Consider the following 18,518-nt stretch of genomic DNA (forward strand, 5'->3'; position numbering starts at 1 on the left):
ATGCTCGAAGACGAAAACACCGTCACGCTGACAGCAGACGGTTCGGATTACTCTGGCTGGAAATCGGTGGAGATTACTCCAGGGCTCGAAGACCAAGCACGGTCGTTTAATCTGAGCATTACCTGGAAGTGGCCGGGCCAGGACGTTGGCCGGCCAATTCGTGAAGGTGCGAAATGTCAGATCCGTATTGGGGATGACCTGGTGCTGACCGGATGGGCTTTCGCTTCTCCCATCGACTACGACGACAAGCAAATCACCATGTCCATCAGCGGTCGATCGCTGACCGCGGATCTGGTGGACAGTGCGGCGATCAACGAGCCAGGGCAGTGGAACAACCAGAGCGTGCTGTCGATCGTCACCGCGCTGGCGGCGCCTTACAACATCAAGGTGCGCAGCGAGATCCCGGAAAGCGCCAAGCTCTCTGACCACACCATTGAGCCGGGCGAGACGGTGTTTGAATCCATTGACCGGCTTCTGACGCTGTTTCGCGTTTTCTCAACCGACGATGCCACTGGCGTGGTGGTGTTGGCTCGGCCGGGCAGCGAGGGACGTGCCTTCGATAATTTGGAAGTCGGCAAGAACATTCTCACCGGCAGCGCCGGTCTGGACTTCTCCGCCGTCTTTTCCGAATACCGTGTGCTGGGCCAGAAGACCGGCACCGACGAAGAGTTCGGTGCCGATGCGGCGGAAGTATCGGCCACTGTCACTGACGACCGAGTGACCCGCCGTCGCGTAATGGTCATCCAGCAATCCGGGCAGCTGACTCAGGAGCTGGCACAGGCCAGGGCGAATTGGGAAAGCGTTACTCGAATGGGTAAGGCGCTCACCACCACTTACACCGTACAGGGCTGGCGGCAGACCAATGGCGCGCTCTGGAAACACAACATGCTGGTGCGAGTCATCGATCCAATCATCGGGTTTGACCGCTGGATGCTAATCGCCCGGGTGACTTACATCCTCAGCGAGGGCGGCATGATTACAAAAATGGAGGTCGGTCCGCCTGACAGTTTCGAGCCTGAACCGAACGACTCCTTGAAAAACCGCAAACTGAAGAAGGGCGGCAAGGGCGACAACTTCGAATACCTCATCCCCGCAGACTACGAGCCCAAACAATGAGCCTGAAAAGCATGATGGCCCGCGGCACCGTGGTGCTGGCGGCTGCCGGGAAAATGATGCAGACCCTGCAGGTGCGGTTGACTGCCGGTGAACTGAAGGATGGCGCCGAACACTTCGAGCCTTACGGCTATACCAGCAATCCGTTGCCAGGTGCTGAGGTGCTGACTGCGTTTCTCGGTGGTGACCGGTCCCACGCCATCGTGCTGGTGGCGTCTGATCGGCGGTACCGGATCAAGGAGCTGAAGCCCGGCGAGGTGGTCATCTACACGGATGAAGGTGACAAGGTGCATTTCAAGCGCGGCCGGATCATCGACATCGAAACCGAGACGTTGAATATCAAGGCGACTACCTCCGTGAATTTCGATACGCCGACGATTACCCAGACAGGGCAGATCGTCTCCCAGGGCGATCAGGTCGCCGGCGGCGTCAGTCTGATCAATCACCCGCACAGCAACGTTGAAATGGGCGACGACCAAAGCGGGCCACCTATTCCGGAGGCTGGATGATTATTTCGCATACAGCTGAAGCCGGACTGATCCGCGCCGTGATGATCAGCCTATACACCTGGCGCCGCGCGACCACTGACGACCCCGTCGATGATGAAGAGTTGTACGGCTGGTGGGGCGACAGTTACCCCGCGGTTGCCGACGACCGCATCGGCTCTCGCCTGTGGTTGCTTCGCCGCGTGAAGCTGACACCAGCCACCCAACGAGATGCTGAGTTCTACGCCGATGAAGCGCTGCGCTGGCTGCTCGATGATGGCCATGTGATCGGTATCGAAATCAGCAGCGAGAAGGTCGACATCAGCAGGCTCAACCTGATTGTGATTCTGACGATCACTGGCGGCGCTCGGCTGGAAATCAAACCCACCACTGCATGGCAGGTGATTTATGCCGTTTGAAACACCTTCATTGCCAGTGCTGATCGATCGCACTCAAAGCGACCTGGCCAGCGATGCGCTACGCCGCTCCGATGCTCAGGTGCTCGCTCGTACTCTGTCCGGCACAGCCTACGGTTTGTACGGCTACATGGACTGGCTCGTCGACCAGATCCTGCCCGACCGGGCGGATGAGGAAACTTTGGAGCGTGTGGCCGCTCTGCGGCTGAACCAGCCCCGTTTCCCAGCCCAACCCGCAGAAGGCGTCGTAAGTTTCACGGCGGCTGCTTTCGCTGTCCTCGACACCGATGTTGTATTGCAAGCCAGTGATGGTCGAGCCTACAGAATCACCACCGGAGTTACGACTGCTGCAGGGGTTAACACTGCGCTGATCGCCGCCGTAGACGCGGGGGTACTGGGAAATGCCGACGCAGGCTTGACCATGATGCTTGTTCAGCCAGTCGAAGGTGTCGTGAACGCCTTCACTGTGATGGCGCCAGGGCTTGTCGGTGGCATCGCTCAGGAAAGCGTTGAGTCACTACGCGCTCGCGTCGTCCGTTCTTACCGCGTGATCCCGCACGGAGGCTCGGCTGACGATTATGAAACCTGGGCTCTAGAGGTGCCGGGAGTTACACGAGCCTGGTGTCGGCGCAATTATTTAGGGCCAGGCACTGTCGGCCTGTTCGTGATGCGTGATGGCGACGCCGATCCGGTACCGAACCCGACTCAGTTGGCTGAGGTAAAGGCCTACATCGAGCAGCCGAATGTGCGTCCGGTCACTGCTGAGTTGTACGTACTGGCGCCCGTCGAAGTGCCGGTGCTTTACAGCATTCACGCGGTGCCTGATACCACCGCTGTGCGCGCCAACATCCAGAGCCAGCTGATCGACCTGCATGATCGCGAAGCGGGCCTGGGTGAAACCTTGCTGCTGACCCATATTGCCGAAGCCATCAGCGGGTCCCCCGGTGAAACCGACCACGACTTGGTCGGACCGGTGGCTGACGTTGTTCCTGCGACCAACCAGTTGCTGACATTCGGGGGTATCACATGGCTGTGATTCGAACCGCCGATGAATACCGCTTGCAACTGCAGGGCCTGCTGCCCTCAGGTCCTGCCTGGGATCCAGAGCTTGTCCCTGAAGTGGCCCGGGTGTTGGGTGGTGTTGCCGTGGAGTTTTCGCGCCTCGACGCTAGAGCTGTCGATCTTCTCAATGAGATGGACCCTGCTGGTGTGAGTGAACTGGTACCTGATTGGGAATCGATCATGGGCTTGCCTGACGACTGTCTTGGCCCAAATCCGGCTTTTGAAGATCGCCGCCTTGCGGTACGCCGGAGACTGGTCGAGGTGGGAGGACAGAGCCGCGCCTACTTCATTGAAATCGCCGTCAGCCAGGGCTACCCAAACGCCACCATCACCGAACACCGAGCGCCCCGTATGGGGCGTTCTCGTTTTGGCTCCGCGCACTTTGGTACCTGGCGCGCCCAATTCATGTGGACGCTCAACACTGGCGGCCGTCAGCGGAAGGGTAGGCGCTTCGGCGTCAGCTACTGGGGCGAAAGATTCGGCACCAACCCGGGCAACGCACTCGAGTGCCTAATCCGCCGACCGGCACCGGCGCACACGGTTGTGCGCATCAATTACGACTGAGGGTTAAAACGTGGATTTTCCGATTAGTGTGCCCAGCATCGGGCTGGTAGATGGCAAGTTTGTTGACGAAGATCCGCTCTCCGGTTCGCCGGGGTCATTGATCCCGTCGGCGTGGGGTAATGCGGTCACCTTCGAAGTTCTCAATGTGATCGAGGCCGCGGGCCTTGCACCTGACGAAGACAACAATGCTCAGTTGTTGCAGGCCATCAGCGCGATGTTGGCCACGGCGACACCCGAAGCTACCGAAACAGTTCTTGGCCTGGTCAAGCGCGCGACTCAGTTGCAAGTGGATGCTGGCACCAACGACACAGCAGTGGTTACCCCGAAGAAACTGGCTACTGCAGTCCAAAATCAAACTCTCACGGCGTTCACCACGGCCGGCACTGCGACAGCTTTGACGTTGACGCCAACCCCAGCGATCCAGGCCTACGCCCCATACCTGCGCTTCAGTGTCAAATTCAGCGTGACCGGCGGACTCAACCCGACTTTGAATGTCTCGGGTAAGGGGCCAAAGAGCCTAAAGCAATATGACTCCACCGGTACAAAGGTTGCTGCAGTGTTTTTCGCCGACCAAGTTGGTGATGTGGTTTACGACGGCACGGACTGGGTTCTTATCAATGCTATCAACGCCTCGCCTGATGCTACGGATACAGTCAAGGGCGTCGTTGAGCTCGCTACCGCTGCCGAACTTCTCGGCGGCACTGATGCCGTTCGTGCAGCCACCGCTGCCGGACTCCTTGCTGGCTTTCTCGGATCGGGAGGAACATCCGGTACCGACTGGGTAAAAATTCCATTCCGGGATAAGACGACAGGGGTTCGAAGGGAGCTGATTATTCAGTGGACTACCGTGACTAGCGTTGGAGCGTCAGCCCCAAACTTTAGCGGTTCTTGGCCCATGACATTTCCAAACGGACTTCTGGGGTGTGTTGCTACTCCGGTCACCTCGACAAGTGGGTTGTTCGCACAATACAACACCAGAAGTCTGTCTGGGTTTACTGGGCAGGCGCAAGCTTATAACGCGCTTTCCAATGGCATTCCTGTCTCTCTTATAGCGGTTGGGTGGTGAAATGAACGTTTACTATTATCTTGAAGAGAACAGTGGCTGGTATAGCGACGAGTTTCATGGGCCTCGATTCATTGAAGGAAAGCCAAACCCGGATACGCTCATACCTCTAGCCGCGGTTGAAGTTACGGCCGCAGACTACGAGCGCTTAAAGTCGTTGCCCACAGAAGGCGACGAAAATGGTTACCCGGTTGTAGCCCCGCCGCGAACCCCTACGCTAGAAGAGCTCCTCGTCGTCGCCAGGGCTGAGCGTGATCGTCTCTTGGTGTACGCAACGCTGCGCATCAACCCACTGCAATATGCCGCGGACGTCGACGAAGCGAGTGAAGAGGACTTGGCGCTGTTGAAACTCTGGAAAAAGTACAGCGTTGCTGTCAGCAAAACCGAAACCAAACCAGGTTGGCCTGAAGCTCCACAATGGCCGATACCGCCAGTCGCGATTGAATAGACAAATGTATTGATGCCCGCACCTTGCGGGTATTTTTTTGCGTGGAGAAAAGTAATGCCTGTAACTGAAAAGGATCGTGACGTCCTCGCTCGCACATTGTGGGGGGAGGCACGCGGCGAAAGCCTGGCCGGCCAGATCGCTGTGGCTTGGACCATTCGCAACCGAGTGGACGACGGCAAGGATAAATCATGGTGGGGGGAGGGCTACGCTGGCGTATGCCAGAAGCCGTATCAGTTCAGTTGCTGGAACAAGAACGACCCGAACTATCCGTTCCTGAGTGGCGCGAGGCAGATCCCGTTCCGCGAGCTTGCTCAGGCGAGGATCGCCGCTGACCAAGTGATTGATGGAAAGGTGCCGGATCCGACCGGCGGCGCCACACACTACTACGCGACAACGATGCCGAAGCCACCAAACTGGACGAAGGGGGCAAAGCAGACGCTGAAGCTCGGCCACCACCTCTTCTTCAAGGATGTGCCGTGAGCTGGGCTACCCACGATCCCTCTTTTCCTTGAGCAGCCTCTGGTTTTCTCTAAACAGGTGATCCCGCTGGTCAGATATCAGGAGGCGACTGCGAACCCTCCCGGAGAGCTCAGAGTTTTCCTCGGTGACACGATTTAATTCCGCTCTCAGCCGGTCCCGCTCCGTGGATACGTCAGCATGCATTTGCACCAGGCCGAAGATGTCCTCCCGGGCCTTGCGCAATTGCAGGTTGAGCTCTTGGATCTCGTTCTCGTACATGCGCAGAAAGTGACGGCAGGTTTGAAGCTCTGTCGGACAGCCAAGCCAGTCGCTGGTGTCTTCAATTTCATGCGGGTCCACGGTGGTGCCTTATCGATACTGTTTGGATATACAGTAATCGAGGTTTATCAATTCGGCGAGGGCGGGGCGACGAGTTGCTGTCGGAACAGAGATAAGCCGCTCCCGACTTTTGGCTGCGGTTCGCGTTTTAGCAGCCTGGGGCGGATACTCGGAAACACTGATTCCGTGAATATCAGTTTTATCTTAATGCGAGATGAAATGGGGGCAAGATGCCATCTAATGAAAGTATGACCATCAATATGCAGCAGGTCGAACCGAGCCAATCGCTAGGGCCTTTACCGGAAGGCCAGGTACCCATGTACGAGGTCCGTCACGAAAGCGCGCGACGCTGGGTAGACTTCAGTCTTCACCTCTCCGATCTCAACGTCACTCTCAGTTGGCTTGAACTTCTCGTTCACAAGCACACTCAGCGAACGCCAGAAGCAGATGCCTTGTGGACGGCAGCGCTCACCATGTTTTTCAAGTGTTTCCAGCACAGCGAAAGTCGGAACAAACTTAATGCAGCATTGGCCCTCGCGAACGAGCCAGAGGAAGGGCGCGCACAGTTTGCGGTTCTCAAGTCGTTGAGGAATAAGACAGTTGTGCATGATCAAAATGCGTACACGCAAGGCGCCGTGTTGGTGCCAATCGCCAACGCCGATGGACCAGCAAAGAGGGGCTCAGCGAGTGTGACTATCTTTAAGGCGTCAACGCTCGATGATGGGCACATCAACAATTTACGGCTACTTACCTTGGCATCAATCACTTACGTGAATTCTGAAATTTCAGTTGCTTCAGCAGAAGTCGAGGCTTACTTGTGTTCGGCTACCTGTGCCGATCTTGTGGCGGCTGGTCCTTACCTCTATACATCACCTTCCGTAGAAACTGTAAACCGGAGCAGAAACGATCGATAAAAAATCAGCCAAGAACGACGGGAGCGTAGCGATAGCAGGCGCATGGCGATGCCCTTGGCACCGACAAATATTCGCCTATAGCTATCCGTCTGCCCTCACTCGGGCGACATCAGCACCGCGAGTGTTAGCTTGATGAACTCTTCGTTCTTGTCGATGGTGTCCAGGGCCCCGCGCACGTTGTCCGCGACTTCGGCGGCACCTTGCTGCTCGACCCAGTTGGACAGTTCAAGGATGGCGGCCTCAAGGGCCAATTGGTTTTCGTTGATCTTGTAGAGCAGGGAAGGGAGCAGGTCTGAATTTGGCATGGTGTTCCTCCGTGGAAGAGGAAAGCGTAGCAGTCAAAAAGGATTGGCACTCGTTCGGCAGAACGCCGGAGAAGGGGGGTACTACTGTAGGAATATATAACGCAAAGTTATTGATTCTTATAGGGTGATATGCGGGTTTTGAGAGTATCGAAAATCACCATATTTACCTTTTACATCAATAGGTTACAACTAGCTATCGGTCACCTTGACATGGTGGGTGCCTAATTGTTTAGGCTAGGCGTAGCGCTTGTAGCGCAATGCAATCGATGTGCTTCGTCGACTAGGACTTTGCCTTGAAATCACACGCGATGGCATCAATGATCTCTGACCCCGATCGGAAGTGTCTGTACGTGAGATAACCTTCTAAATTTTTTCCCTCAAGACGTCGTAGGAATGTACCAGCCCCCTGGCTGGTTACGGACTTCTCTTCGGAAAAGAACGTGAAGGTTAGAAATTCTTTATTGTAGCGGCCTACGATTTTGTATTCCTTTCCTTTAAAGAAGATTGCGCCAGTCACCTTGTGGCCTAATTTTTTAAGGTTGAGTGATATTTCTTGCTCTCCCGATTCAGCCCAGGTCAGCACTCCCGAGTAAAAAGGCTCTAGCTTAGTGTCTTCTTGTGTTTTTTCGATAAAAAGGGGATACAAAAAATCTTTGTAGATAGCAACGAATATGCCTCCCACGATTGCAGCAATGACTTCAGAAGCTAGGGATTCGAACATGATGCGCTCCGCTGTTCATTTCTGAGTGAACCGGAATCTAGGGGGCTCGCTTGTAAATCATAGCAGTTGGCGGTTGATTGGCTCTGCAGTAAAAGTTTGCGCAAAACCTCCTCTGGAGGCCGTGTATTTCCGTTTGCAAAAGCACAAAAAAACGGATTTTTTGCGACGCTGAGAAGGGCATGTATTCTTTTTAAAACAATGGGTTAGGCCGCTACAGTCCCCAGCATGGGGTGCTAGGGGTCGAGTGTTCGAATCACTCCGTCCCGACCATATATTTCAAAGGGTTGCGAGATTTTATCTCGCGACCCTTTTTTATTTTTGGTCGTTTTTACCCCCACAAAACCACCGGCTCTGGGTGGATCCTCACGACTCCCGCGTGGGCGGACGCAGGCTTTGGCGCTCACGCCTGGTCTCTTTACCGATGTTGTTTGGTCTTTCTCTCGAGAAGCGCCTGGCACTGCTTTAGGTAACTCACCAAGTTCTTCGTGCATTTGCTCCTAGAGGAATCCGACGGTGCCATCGACATTTTCCCACGCTTGGCTCGCTTTGCATGCTTCATACGTGGCGAGCTCATCGCGAGCGCGAACCGCCAGGCGCAAGCGAATGCGCAGCTAGCGCTGCTCCGTCTTCTCGCCCCACTGGTATTCCGCCTGAACCGCTTCGATACCTTGAACCTTGCAGTCGATCGTTTGCGTACAAACTTGCTGCGCGCGACCTTCAGAGGCACTGGCAGAGTGGGGAGGTTTTCGATTATGGGGTACAGCACGGCCTCTGCATTGATTGCAATGTTTCAGCGCCAAGGAGGCCTCACGCCGGAGCAGTACCGCCGACACATGCTTAAGTGAAGGGGCAATGTAAATTGAGCCAAACCTGCAGTTTTATGGACGAAGTGGGCACAACGGTTAATAGATGTCGTAGTGTGGTTAGCTAAAATTTTGTTGCTGATACTACGTTGGGACTGAACATTTGCAACGGCTCACTAGCTATAAGCCAGAAGGCAAGCCATTGAGGGTCTGCCTTTTAGCCAAATTTACTGTTCCTGGAAAACAGATTTTAAGAATACTTGCATGTCGGCCCACGTCATTAGAAATACACCAGTGCTTCCACAGTCCCGGTCAGCTGGTTTCGCGCATCACCCTGGCCGAACGGTCGTGCGTCGTCACGACCGTCGAACCAGTCGTAGCGCAGCTCCGGGCGCAGGGACAGGTATTTGTTGAAGTCGTAGCGCAGCCCCGTGGTCAGTGCATTAAAGGCACCGCGGGCGGTGGAAGAGGGGAACAGTACATAACCGTCCGGGTCATCGAAATGCTCGGCTCGTACGGAAAACGACAAGTCCTTGCGCTGCTGATACGTCAACACGACGTTGGCCCCCCACCAGTGCGCGCCATCGAAACCGGGGCCGGTGACGATGTCCACGGTCGAGGCTTTGCCGTCCCCCGATTGACGGCCATAGACCATTTCCCCGCCCATCGACCACTGCTCGTTGAGCTTGTGCCAGCCATTGAGCGAGTGCTGCTGCTTGAACTGACCGTCCGCAGAGATAAGCCGACCGCGTGGCGTCTGGATGTCGTTGCGACTGTCATTCTGTGAATCGCCGACGAGAAACTCATAGTCGATCCAGGTGTTCATGTCGGGCGTGCGCCAGCGCAGGGCGCCGAGCAGCGCCTTGCTGTCGTTGTTGTCGCGCAGGTTGCCTTGCCCCTGGATCACACCCAGTTCGGCACCGAGCAACATGTTGGAGTTGTTGATCAGGCGCTTGCCCAGCAAGAAACCGGACACCGCGCCGGACTCGGTCATGAACGCGTAGGAACGGCTGGCGAACGGGTTGCGCGCAGCACGTACGTTGGGCGGGATTTCGTAGCCGAGCGCCGGGCCGAAAATGCCGGCGATTGCGGTAAATCCGCCCGCGTATGGCAGGTAAGCCGTGGCAGCGATGTTCGGTACGGCGAGGAAGTTCTGTTTGTCTCGGCGGGCCTTGTCCGGGTCGTCATCACCTGGAGAGTTGATGCCCCAATGCATGTCCCAACCATAGGTGCGGGCTTGCTGGGCGTTGCGGCCATAAGCGGTTTCGAAGGTGAAACCGAACGACGCTTCAGTCGGCGCCGGGCCTGGCAAGGGCGTGACTCGCGGGATGAAATTGGCCTTCAGTGCCTTGTCGGCAAACAGGTGCAGGGTGGCGAGTTCGAAGTTTTCATCGCCGAATCCGGCCACAGGCGTGTTGGTCTGCCCGGACTCGCGGTCCACATGGGACGAGTTGTTGTTGCGCGAATAACCGGCATCCAGCAGACCGGAGACCTTGATGCCGTAGTCGCGCTCCAGTGAGTCACCAAAAATACCGCGAAACACAGTGCCTTCGCCGGTATCGGCCGTTTGGCCAGCCAGGCAATGACCCGTTGCGAGGGCGAACAGAACCGCACCGAACGATTTGACGTTGATGTTCTTCATGGGGTTTCTCTTGTTTTTATCGGGGGAGCAGCCATCCGCTGGCCGCAGTGCGGAACGCTTAGTTGGTGACTGGCACAGCCGTCGTCCGGTTGAGGCGCCAGAAGCCGATGATGCCGATGGCAGCAATAGCGGCCGGGATGGCGGCGGCTACCAGCAAATCACTCGTCGACCATTGCAGGGTCAGGAGCAGGGCGCCAATGAACGGGCCCCAGATGCCACCCAGGCGACCGACTCCCAAGGTCCATCCGGTACCGGTGGCGCGCAGTGCCGTCGGATAGAACGTGGAGGTCATGGCGTTCAGCGCCGCCTGGCCGCCAAGGATGCCGAAGCCGGCGACGGCAATGCTCAGGTATGCCAGGTTGATCGAGGTGTAGAAGTGACTGAACAGGACGATGGCCACGGCCGAAACGATGAACGTGGGCACCAGCACCGCACCGAAGCCGCGACGGTCGACAAACCAGCCCAGCAACCAGCCGCCCGCCAGTCCACCCAGCCACATCGATGTGCCGGCCAGGACCGCTTGCGACGGTGAATGACCCGCGCCGCTCATCAGCACCGGCGTCCACGAGGCAAGGAAGTACACGCAGAGCATGTTCATGAAGTTGATCAGCCACAACAGCAGGGTGCCGGGCAGACGGCCGTCGGCAAACAACAGAGAGAACGACAGGCCTTTCTTGCGCGGCTCACCGATCACCAGAGTGGTTTGGGGATCAATCTGCAGACCAGGCTCGATGCGTTTGAGGATGGCCCGGACGCGGTCCAGCTGGCGGCCGCGCAGTACGCACCATTGCAATGATTCGGGAAGGGCGAAAAACATCAGCACGCCCAGCAACAAGGGTGCGACGGCCCCGAGGTAAAACACCGCCTGCCAGCCGTACAGCGGAATCAGCGCGGCGGCAATGGCACCGCCGACCAGCCCGCCGACCACCATGCCCGACGAGACCAGCGTCAACAGCATCACCCGGTTATGGCGAGGGGCGTATTCGGTTACCAGCGTGGCGACGTTGGGCACGATGGCACCCATGGCGATGCCGGTAAAAAAGCGCAGGGCAAGCAGGCTGTCCACCGTGGTGGCCTGGGCAGTGAAGTACATCAGGACAGCCATTACCAGCGAAGCGGTGACCAGCACTGGCCGTCGACCGACGCGGTCCGCCACCGAGCCCAGTGCAAGCGAGCCGATCAACATGCCGAGCATGCTGATGCTGAATACTGGGCCAAGGTTGGCTTTGGCGATGCCCCAATCGGCAATGAGGCTGGGGGCGGCGTAGGCCATGGCCTGGATGTCGAAGCCATCGACGACCATGCACAGGAAGCATTGGATGAGCACGAGCAGCTGAAAGGCGCCCAAGCGACTCCTTTCGACAATCACGCTGATGTCGAGTTGATTGTTCACGAGCGAATACCTCTGTTGTAGTTATTTTCGGTAAGTGTTGAACGCAGGATCAAAGCGGTGACCGGGTGTTGAAAACCTCTGTCGTGCAGGTGCCGAAGGAAGATGATCAGGCCGCGAGCCAGGCGCTGGCCTCGGCGCGCATGACTTGCTCCAGCTCGCTGCCACGGGTGGCAAACACGCGGTCGAGCGGGAAGCCGCTCTTGTCCAGCAGATAAGCCAGCGGCGCATATTCCCGTGGGTAGCGCGCTACGGTGTCGCGATCGATTTCGACCAGGCCCTGGGGGAAGGTGAAGCTGCCCATGTCGTAGATGCTCTGGCGCTTGACCAGCTTCCACAGGCCATCGCGTTTTTCCACCAGGTCATAGAAACGGTTGTGCACGCTGCAACCCAGGTTCAGGCGGACGTTATCGGCAACGATCACCGCGTTGGTTTCCACCACGGCCTTGTTGCCATTGAAGGTGACCACCGGTGTGCCGATCAGGTGTTTGGTGCGCAGGTCGGATTTGCCCATGCGCTTGGAGCCTTCGACGAACTCGGCGAACGGCCCTTCGAACCAGGTGATCTCGATAACGGCGTCCGGGTGCGCGAGGTCCGCCAGTTGCTCCCACTGGCCCAGATCTCGGTGCATCCAGCCCGTGATCAGGTCGGTAATTTGAATCCGGTCTTCCAGGTAGTTCTGCATGATTTTCCTCGGCAGGGTGTGTAGTGGGATTCAGCATCTGCCGCTGGACAGATAACTTCAAATAGATTGATATGAAGGATCGATCATTAAATCTGATGGGGTGTCGGGCCGATGGATTTGCGTCATTTGCGGTATTTCCTGGCGGTGGCCGAGGAAGGTCATTTTGGCCGGGCAGCCCAGCGTCTGCACATCGTGCAGTCGGCGCTGAGCATGCAGATCCGCGCCTTGGAAGAAGAGCTCGGCGGTCCGTTATTCCTGCGCACCAGTCGTCGCGTCGAGCTCACCGAAGCCGGGATCCTGTTGCGTGCCGAGGCGCAGCGCACCCTCGATCAGGCGGCGCATGCCCAGCGTGTGGTGCAGCGCTCGTTGCGCGGGGAGATGGGCACGGTGCGGATCGGCTTCGCTGGCAATGCGGTGTTCAGCGGGCGACTGATGGCTGACGTACGAGCTTTTCGCGCGGCGTACCCGGATGCGGAAGTCATCCTGCGCGAGCTGGCGCCACAACAACAGGTTGAAGCCATTCAGAACGGTCAGTTGGACCTGGGCTATGCGCCGAGTCATGGCGGTCAGGTGCACGACAATGACCTGTTATTCGAGCGAATCGGCACCTGGCCGCTGGTCGTCGCCTTGCCGGAGGATCATCCGCTGGCCATCCAGAAAACCTTGCGCGTGCCGATGCTCGCCGCCGAGTCGTTGATCATCTATGCCGCCCACGGCGCCGACGAATACATGCTGGCCGGGTTGCGCCGGGCGCTGGGTCGCGAGCCCAAGGTGCAACGGACCACCAGCACCTTGAGCGTGCTGGCGCTGGTGGCCGCGGGCATGGGCGTCGCGATGGTGCCGGCGCCGTTGATGCAGGTCACGATCCCGGGCCTGACCTACCGCCCGTTCGACGACGTGGAACCGCACACCGACTTGCTGCTGATCAGTCGCGTCAACGAAATCGGCGGTGCGGTGCGGGCGTTTTTGCGGGTTGCGCATCAGGGTGGTTTGGCGGCTGCGACGCTTCGCTAGTGTGGGGTGCGTCAAGCCGCATTCAGCTTTCCGTATTGGCCAGAGAAGAACAACAGCGGTCGCGCCTGTGCCGCCTCGACAAGTTCGATCACTTCAGCGATGTACAACTGGTGATCGCCGGCGGCATGGATCTGCACCACCCGGGCAACAATGTGCGCCAGGCTGCCTTCGATGATTGGCACGCCCTGAAGCTTGTTCATGGCCACGTCCAGTCCCTCCACGGCGCGGCCGGCAAAGTGGCCACTGATGTGCTCCTGTTGTTCGGTGAGGAAATTCACGCCGTAACAGTCGCCTTGCTTGATGTGTTTGCAGAAGCGTGACTCGTTCTTGATCGACACCAGGATCAGTTGCGGCTCCAGCGACACCGACAGGAAGGCATTGGCCGTCATGCCTGCGGCTTCATTTTCTCGTTCGTAGGTCACCACGGTGACCCCGGTGGCAAAGCGGCCCATCACGCGGCGAAACTTGGCGGCGTCATTGTGTGCATCGTTCATGGTCATTCCCCATTGGTTTGCAAGCGGTCAGTACGCCTGACCGCGCGAGTCGTGCAATCACACCAGCGGTGTGTTCGCCTCTTTGCCACACAGGATTCTTCCGAACAGCTCCAGGTTGGTGGAGGTGCACACCACGCCATGCAGGTTGGCTACCCTGGCGTCGCGCCACAGTCGATTGAATGGGTTGGCACTGCCAGCCAGGGAACCGCCGCTGGCTGTGGCCAACAGGTCGACACCTTCCCAGATCAACTGACTGGCATAACCGGTGTCGCGACGAATGCGCGCGCGAGTCTGCCGGTCCATCGTGGTGCCGGCAGCGGCGCAGGCGTCGATTTCATCTACACAACGCTCCACCACCAAGCGCGCAGCGTCGAGCTTGGCCGAGGCTTCACCCACCTGCAGGTGAGTGACGGCGGCCTCGTCCTGTTGGCTGTACCAGGTGTACTGGATGCCGCGACCAGGCAGTTTGGCGAGGAAAGTTTCCAGGGCGGCCTTGGCGATGCCCAAGGCCGGAAACACAAGGATAATGGCCAGCAACGGGATGAACGCGCCGCGATACAGCGCTTCACCTTGCAAATGGGTGGAGGCATATTCGCCGGCGATGGCTTTGGACACCGAAGCAATACGCTCATCGGGCACGAACAGATTTTTCACCGACACCGAGGTGCTGCCGCTGCCGCGCAGCGCCATGGTGTCCCAGTCGTGCAGCAACGTGATGTCTTCAATCGGAATGAGCGCCAAGCCCTGGTCCACGGTTTCACCGGCTTCATTGACGATGGGAATCCCGAGCAGGTCCCACTGAGCGTGATACACGCCGCTGTTGAAACCCCACAGGCCTTCCTCGATGAGGATACCGCCGGCCACGCGCTTGACCTGGGCCTTGCGCGGCGACAGCACGCCACTGCTGCGCACCTTGCCGCCACTGGCGAAGATCGGGTCACTGACGGTTTTGGAATACAAGGTGGCGAGCATCCAGTTGCAGATATTGATCAGGGCGCAGGCCCAGCCCGCCGACCCATCGCCACGACCGATTTCACTGACTACTTCCATGTAGGTTCTGACGCTGGTTTGCAGACCGCCATGCTGGCGTGGAATCATCAGGTCGAAGGCGCCGATGGCGTCAAGATCGTTCACGGTATTCTCGGGCAGACGCGCCAATTCATCGACTTCACGGGTACGCGAGCGCAGGGTTGCGACAAGACCGCTGGCGCGAGCGATCAAATCGTTGCTATCCACTTGGGCGTTGACAGTTACGTTGGCGAGGAGGGAATTCATGGCTTTTCCTGTTATTGAGATTATTGGATGAGCTTCTGACACAATAGTGACGAATCTGTCACGGTGACGAATTCGATATTAATAGAAATATATTTTTTTAGTAAAGATATAAATTCATCTATTCGCCCGTGCGATTCGAGGCGAAAAGGCATAACGCAATGGAAATTATGGCAACACAGACAATCGAGTTGGACGCACCGCTGGATCACCGCAGCGTCACCGCCCAGCGCAAGCGCGATGCGATGCGCGCGCGGATACTATCGGCGACCATGGATTTACTGGAGGACCCGTCGAAGGTTTCAGTTACCATCGAAGACGTGGCACGGGTGGCGAACATTTCCCGAGGCGCTTTCTACAAACACTTTGCTTCGCTGGAGGAGGCCGTGGCCGCCATCGGCCAGGAAGCCACCGACGGCATGACGTTGCACATCCTGCCGGTGTATGACGTGCTGACCCATCCGCTGGAGCGCATCAGCACGGCGATGCGCCTGTTTTTGCTGCGCGCCCACACCGACCGGCGTTGGGCGGCGTTTTTCCTGCGGGCGGATTTGGTCCAGGACCAATCGATCCTGCTCAAGTACGTGCTGGCCGACCTGCAGGCGGGGCGCGATGCAGGCCTGCTTGACCTGCCCTCGATGCAGGCCGGGGTCGACGCGTTGATTGGCGCGACCCTGGAAGGGGTGCGAAGCATGAACCAGCGCCGGGTCGACGACCCGCAGGCTTACATCGACGCGGTCATTCTGATGGTGCTGCGCGGTTTTGGCGTGGAGAACATGTCGGCGCATGAGGCCGTGACGTTTTCCCGGTCCTACCTGCAAACGCAAGCTCAGGTCGACTGAACCCTCAATCGTGCCAGCAGCGATACCAGCCGTTTTTCTCGCTGATGTGCAACGGCGTCTCGTAGAGGTCCGACAGGTGTGCGCTGGTCAAGAGTTCCGATTTAGGGCCATCGGCAACAATCTGCCCCTGCCTGATCAACACCACGCGCTCGATTTCCGGAATGATCTCGTCGACGTGGTGGGTGGTAATCAGCAGCGCGCGACCCTCACTGCAAAAGCCGCGCAACAGCGTCAGCATGGCCAGGCTCGCGCCCATGTCGAGGCCGTTGGCCGGTTCGTCGAAAATCAGCGCCTGGGGTTCATGCACCAGTGCTCGGGCGAGCAACAGGCGCCTTTTCTGCCCGGTGGACAGGCGCTGGAACATGCAGGATTCATCGTGTGAAATCCCCAGCCTGGCCATCATCGCGCGCGCCTGCTCGCGCTGCAGTTCGGTAGGCTGCAAGTGTTCATGAGCGCCAATGGCACCGAAAAAACCGGACACCACCACGTCCAGCGCGCTGGTGTATGGCGTGTAATCTTCCTGCAGGTCCTGAGACACGAAACCGATCCTGTTGCGCAGTTGCCACAGGTTCAGGGTCTCGCTGCCGAACAGCTTCAAATAGCTGCCGTCCTGAGCGACGGGGTAGAGTTCCCGGTTGATCAATTTCAGTAAGGTGCTTTTCCCCGCACCGTTGGGGCCGAGAATCGCCACGCGCTCCTGCGGGCCGATGTTCAGGGACAACTGGTCCAGCACTCGGGTCTGTTGCTGATACGCCGTGACTTGATGCAGTTCGATCATGTGAAAAACCTTGCAGGAAAAGAGGCAGAAATAGCCGGGCTAAATGCGAAATCTGTCGATGTGTCCACGTAGCCCTGCGGCCAAGTGTGACAACTCTTCGCTGGTCGAGTGTATCTGTACAGCGCTGTTCGAGCTTTGCAACGACAGATCGCGAATATTGACCAGGCTGCGGTCGATTTCCCGAGACGCCAGTGCCTGTTGTTCTGAAGCGCTGGCGATGACCACGTTCATCTGGCTGATCGTCTCCACGGCAACGGTGACCTCTTGCAGGGCCGAGTACGCTTCCCGGGCAATGCCCAAGGTCGAATGGACACGCTCGGTGCTCAGCTGCATGGACGACAGCGCGTGTGTCGCCACGCTGCGCACCGAGCTGACCATCTGCTCGATTTCGCCCGTCGATTGCTGGGTCCTGAAGGCCAGCGCCCTGACTTCCTCGGCGACCACTGCAAAGCCGCGACCCGCTTCGCCAGCCCGGGCAGCTTCAATGGCGGCGTTGAGGGCCAGCAGGTTGGTCTGTTCGGCGATCGAGCGTATCACCTCCAGCACCCGGTTGATCCCGGTCACACTGCTCGCCAGTTCCTGGACCCGATCTGCGGTAATCGAAATGCCCTCGGTCAACAGCGAGAGCGATTCGAGGGTCTGCATGACCCGGGATTTGCCGGTTTGCGCCGCGCTGTCCGTGGTCCGTGAAGCCAGGGCGGTAGCCGATGCGTGCCTTGCCACTTCATCAACAGCGGCGGTCATTTCATTGACTGCCGTGGCGGCTTGTTCGATTTCCTGGTTCTGTTGCTGAAGCCCGCTGGTCGTTGTCGCGATCACGCCATGAAATTGTTGTGAAGACAGCGCCAGCCGGGTGGATGAGTCGGTGATGCGCAGGACCGTGTCGTGAAGATGAACCTGCATGGTCTTCAACGCCTGGAGCAATAAGGCCGGTTCGTCCTTGCCCGTATCGTTGATGGCGGATGTCAGGTCGCCGCGTGCGATGTTCTGCGCAACCTTGAGCGCATCGAGCAGTGGCTGGTTGATGCTTCGGGTGTAGAAGGTCGCCAGCAGTACTGTCAACAGAGCGGCGAGGGCAATGGCCGCAACCACGCCTGTCACCACGCGCTGGCGGGTTTGTTGTTCAAGCTCGGCCACCAGTTGATATTGCTGCAGATAGAAATCCTGCAATTGACTGGAGCGTGCGCCCAGTTCCATGGCGAACTTGTCGATCGGGCCGTTGAGAATGTCAGTGGCTGCCTGGCGCTGGCCTTCGCCTGCCAGGCGGATCACTTCAAGCTGTTCATGTCGGAACGCCGTTGAAGCGTCCAGATAACGTTGAAAAATCTGCCGTTCCGAGGGCTGCCGAAGTTGCGCAGTGAACGCCTCTTGCTGCTGGCGCACGGTGTCGAGAACTTCCATCAGCGAATGCTGGTTGGCTGCCATGGCGGCCGGGTCCTGCAGGACGACCATGCGGAAGGTCATGATCCCGGCTCGATCCTCTGCGTTGTTCAGCGCTGCCAGACGAATGATCCCCGGCACCCAGACCTCTCTGATCGCGTCGGCCTGCACGCTCATCTGCTTGACCATGGCCAGCGAGAACAATCCCAGCAGCAGGACAACCACGCCGAACAGGCCAAAGCCGAAGATTGAGCGGGGTGCCAATTTCATTTTTCTGAAAAACAACGGATTTTCCTCAAAGAAGAAATGATTTGGCGCCAGCTTGTGGC

At 58.1% G+C, this 18,518-nt stretch carries 21 protein-coding genes and 1 pseudogene; 12 read left to right on the plus strand and 10 right to left on the minus strand.

Annotated elements, in window-relative coordinates; all coding sequences use genetic code 11:
* From B723_RS16440 to B723_RS16475, 8 genes are read left to right on the plus strand one after another with little or no spacing between them, the layout of a single operon-like run.
* Positions 1-1,116, plus strand: coding sequence for a phage baseplate assembly protein (locus B723_RS16440; RefSeq protein WP_017337723.1), 1,116 nt, complete (start codon positions 1-3; stop codon positions 1,114-1,116).
* The gene (locus tag B723_RS16445) at positions 1,113-1,622 is read left to right on the plus strand and encodes a phage baseplate assembly protein V (protein WP_017337724.1); all 510 of its coding nucleotides are present in this window, start codon (positions 1,113-1,115) and stop codon (positions 1,620-1,622) included. Before B723_RS16440 ends, B723_RS16445 begins: the two co-directional genes overlap by 4 nt.
* Positions 1,619-2,017, plus strand: coding sequence for a phage GP46 family protein (locus B723_RS16450; RefSeq protein WP_017337725.1), 399 nt, complete (start codon positions 1,619-1,621; stop codon positions 2,015-2,017). Before B723_RS16445 ends, B723_RS16450 begins: the two co-directional genes overlap by 4 nt.
* Positions 2,007-3,050 (plus strand): baseplate J/gp47 family protein, encoded by a 1,044-nt coding sequence (locus tag B723_RS16455; protein WP_017337726.1) that lies wholly within the window; start codon positions 2,007-2,009, stop codon positions 3,048-3,050. Before B723_RS16450 ends, B723_RS16455 begins: the two co-directional genes overlap by 11 nt.
* Positions 3,041-3,640: a YmfQ family protein gene (locus B723_RS16460; RefSeq protein WP_017337727.1), complete on the plus strand. Its 600-nt coding sequence runs from the start codon at positions 3,041-3,043 to the stop codon at positions 3,638-3,640. The genes B723_RS16455 and B723_RS16460 overlap by 10 nt, the downstream gene beginning before the upstream one ends.
* 10 nt (positions 3,641-3,650) lie before the next feature.
* Positions 3,651-4,706, plus strand: coding sequence for a gp53-like domain-containing protein (locus B723_RS33475; RefSeq protein WP_017337728.1), 1,056 nt, complete (start codon positions 3,651-3,653; stop codon positions 4,704-4,706).
* 1 nt (position 4,707) lies between these two features.
* Entirely contained in the window at positions 4,708-5,151 is a 444-nt protein-coding gene (locus tag B723_RS16470) for a tail fiber assembly protein (RefSeq protein ID WP_031318653.1), read from the plus strand.
* Between the two features lie 54 nt (positions 5,152-5,205).
* Positions 5,206-5,631 carry a cell wall hydrolase gene (locus B723_RS16475; RefSeq protein WP_017337730.1) on the plus strand — a complete coding sequence of 142 codons (426 nt, stop codon included), beginning with the start codon at positions 5,206-5,208 and terminating at the stop codon, positions 5,629-5,631.
* Positions 5,632-5,637: 6 nt separating this feature from the next.
* Here the strand turns inward: B723_RS16475 and B723_RS16480 are convergent, their stop codons facing one another.
* Positions 5,638-5,970: a hypothetical protein gene (locus B723_RS16480; RefSeq protein ID WP_017337731.1), complete on the minus strand. Its 333-nt coding sequence runs from the start codon at positions 5,968-5,970 to the stop codon at positions 5,638-5,640.
* A gap of 209 nt (positions 5,971-6,179) precedes the next feature.
* Between B723_RS16480 and B723_RS16485 the strand changes: the two genes are divergently transcribed.
* Entirely contained in the window at positions 6,180-6,863 is a 684-nt protein-coding gene (locus B723_RS16485; RefSeq protein ID WP_144425239.1) for a hypothetical protein, read from the plus strand.
* A gap of 95 nt (positions 6,864-6,958) precedes the next feature.
* Here B723_RS16485 and B723_RS16490 read toward each other — a convergent pair whose 3' ends face one another.
* Both B723_RS16490 and B723_RS16495 read right to left on the minus strand, forming a co-directional pair.
* The gene (locus B723_RS16490) at positions 6,959-7,168 is read right to left on the minus strand and encodes a hypothetical protein (protein ID WP_017337733.1); all 210 of its coding nucleotides are present in this window, start codon (positions 7,166-7,168) and stop codon (positions 6,959-6,961) included.
* A gap of 280 nt (positions 7,169-7,448) precedes the next feature.
* The gene (locus B723_RS16495) at positions 7,449-7,889 is read right to left on the minus strand and encodes a hypothetical protein (protein ID WP_017337734.1); all 441 of its coding nucleotides are present in this window, start codon (positions 7,887-7,889) and stop codon (positions 7,449-7,451) included.
* Positions 7,890-8,641: 752 nt separating this feature from the next.
* Between B723_RS16495 and B723_RS33660 the strand changes: the two are divergent.
* Positions 8,642-8,734 (plus strand): annotated as a pseudogene (locus tag B723_RS33660) (AraC family transcriptional regulator); the annotation flags it as partial.
* 238 nt (positions 8,735-8,972) lie between these two features.
* On the opposite strand, the gene B723_RS16505 reads toward B723_RS33660, so the two are convergent.
* The 3 genes from B723_RS16505 to B723_RS16515 all read right to left on the minus strand — a co-directional run bounded on the left by B723_RS16505 (position 8,973) and on the right by B723_RS16515 (position 12,409).
* Positions 8,973-10,334 carry an outer membrane beta-barrel protein gene (locus tag B723_RS16505; RefSeq protein WP_017337736.1) on the minus strand — a complete coding sequence of 454 codons (1,362 nt, stop codon included), beginning with the start codon at positions 10,332-10,334 and terminating at the stop codon, positions 8,973-8,975.
* A gap of 58 nt (positions 10,335-10,392) precedes the next feature.
* Positions 10,393-11,727: an MFS transporter gene (locus B723_RS16510; protein WP_017337737.1), complete on the minus strand. Its 1,335-nt coding sequence runs from the start codon at positions 11,725-11,727 to the stop codon at positions 10,393-10,395.
* Positions 11,728-11,833: 106 nt separating this feature from the next.
* Positions 11,834-12,409 (minus strand): nuclear transport factor 2 family protein, encoded by a 576-nt coding sequence (locus tag B723_RS16515; protein ID WP_017337738.1) that lies wholly within the window; start codon positions 12,407-12,409, stop codon positions 11,834-11,836.
* Positions 12,410-12,520: 111 nt separating this feature from the next.
* On the opposite strand from B723_RS16515, the gene B723_RS16520 reads away from it, so the two are divergent.
* Positions 12,521-13,423, plus strand: a complete 903-nt coding sequence (locus B723_RS16520) for a LysR substrate-binding domain-containing protein (RefSeq protein WP_017337739.1) — start codon at positions 12,521-12,523, stop codon at positions 13,421-13,423.
* An 11-nt stretch (positions 13,424-13,434) separates the two neighbouring features.
* Here B723_RS16520 and B723_RS16525 read toward each other — a convergent pair whose 3' ends face one another.
* Positions 13,435-13,917, minus strand: a complete 483-nt coding sequence (locus B723_RS16525; RefSeq protein WP_144425240.1) for a flavin reductase family protein — start codon at positions 13,915-13,917, stop codon at positions 13,435-13,437.
* Positions 13,918-13,974: 57 nt separating this feature from the next.
* Complete coding sequence (locus B723_RS16530) at positions 13,975-15,192, minus strand: acyl-CoA dehydrogenase family protein (RefSeq protein ID WP_017337741.1); 1,218 nt, start codon at positions 15,190-15,192, stop codon at positions 13,975-13,977.
* Between the two features lie 167 nt (positions 15,193-15,359).
* Between B723_RS16530 and B723_RS16535 the strand changes: the two genes are divergently transcribed.
* A complete protein-coding gene (locus B723_RS16535; protein ID WP_158488431.1) occupies positions 15,360-16,031 on the plus strand; it encodes a TetR/AcrR family transcriptional regulator in 672 nt (223 codons plus the stop codon).
* Between the two features lie 4 nt (positions 16,032-16,035).
* Here the strand turns inward: B723_RS16535 and B723_RS16540 are convergent, their stop codons facing one another.
* Both B723_RS16540 and B723_RS16545 read right to left on the minus strand, forming a co-directional pair.
* Positions 16,036-16,809 (minus strand): ABC transporter ATP-binding protein, encoded by a 774-nt coding sequence (locus tag B723_RS16540; RefSeq protein WP_017337743.1) that lies wholly within the window; start codon positions 16,807-16,809, stop codon positions 16,036-16,038.
* A 39-nt stretch (positions 16,810-16,848) separates the two neighbouring features.
* The gene (locus B723_RS16545; protein ID WP_017337744.1) at positions 16,849-18,459 is read right to left on the minus strand and encodes a methyl-accepting chemotaxis protein; all 1,611 of its coding nucleotides are present in this window, start codon (positions 18,457-18,459) and stop codon (positions 16,849-16,851) included.
* Between the last annotated feature and the right edge of the window lie 59 nt (positions 18,460-18,518).

The organism is Pseudomonas fluorescens NCIMB 11764 (genome assembly GCF_000293885.2).
Lineage (GTDB): Bacteria > Pseudomonadota > Gammaproteobacteria > Pseudomonadales > Pseudomonadaceae > Aquipseudomonas > Aquipseudomonas fluorescens_B.

Coding starts and splice junctions, on each gene's coding strand:
- B723_RS16440 (WP_017337723.1), top strand. CDS start 1: ATGCTCGAAGACGAAAACACCGTCACGCTGACAGCAGACGGTTCGGAT.
- B723_RS16445 (WP_017337724.1), top strand. CDS start 1,113: ATGAGCCTGAAAAGCATGATGGCCCGCGGCACCGTGGTGCTGGCGGCT.
- B723_RS16450 (WP_017337725.1), top strand. CDS start 1,619: ATGATTATTTCGCATACAGCTGAAGCCGGACTGATCCGCGCCGTGATG.
- B723_RS16455 (WP_017337726.1), top strand. CDS start 2,007: ATGCCGTTTGAAACACCTTCATTGCCAGTGCTGATCGATCGCACTCAA.
- B723_RS16460 (WP_017337727.1), top strand. CDS start 3,041: ATGGCTGTGATTCGAACCGCCGATGAATACCGCTTGCAACTGCAGGGC.
- B723_RS16470 (WP_031318653.1), top strand. CDS start 4,708: ATGAACGTTTACTATTATCTTGAAGAGAACAGTGGCTGGTATAGCGAC.
- B723_RS16475 (WP_017337730.1), top strand. CDS start 5,206: ATGCCTGTAACTGAAAAGGATCGTGACGTCCTCGCTCGCACATTGTGG.
- B723_RS16485 (WP_144425239.1), top strand. CDS start 6,180: ATGCCATCTAATGAAAGTATGACCATCAATATGCAGCAGGTCGAACCG.
- B723_RS16490 (WP_017337733.1), bottom strand. CDS start 7,168: ATGCCAAATTCAGACCTGCTCCCTTCCCTGCTCTACAAGATCAACGAA.
- B723_RS16495 (WP_017337734.1), bottom strand. CDS start 7,889: ATGTTCGAATCCCTAGCTTCTGAAGTCATTGCTGCAATCGTGGGAGGC.
- B723_RS16505 (WP_017337736.1), bottom strand. CDS start 10,334: ATGAAGAACATCAACGTCAAATCGTTCGGTGCGGTTCTGTTCGCCCTC.
- B723_RS16515 (WP_017337738.1), bottom strand. CDS start 12,409: ATGCAGAACTACCTGGAAGACCGGATTCAAATTACCGACCTGATCACG.
- B723_RS16520 (WP_017337739.1), top strand. CDS start 12,521: ATGGATTTGCGTCATTTGCGGTATTTCCTGGCGGTGGCCGAGGAAGGT.
- B723_RS16525 (WP_144425240.1), bottom strand. CDS start 13,917: ATGAACGATGCACACAATGACGCCGCCAAGTTTCGCCGCGTGATGGGC.
- B723_RS16530 (WP_017337741.1), bottom strand. CDS start 15,192: ATGAATTCCCTCCTCGCCAACGTAACTGTCAACGCCCAAGTGGATAGC.
- B723_RS16535 (WP_158488431.1), top strand. CDS start 15,360: ATGGCAACACAGACAATCGAGTTGGACGCACCGCTGGATCACCGCAGC.
- B723_RS16540 (WP_017337743.1), bottom strand. CDS start 16,809: ATGATCGAACTGCATCAAGTCACGGCGTATCAGCAACAGACCCGAGTG.
- B723_RS16545 (WP_017337744.1), bottom strand. CDS start 18,459: ATGAAATTGGCACCCCGCTCAATCTTCGGCTTTGGCCTGTTCGGCGTG.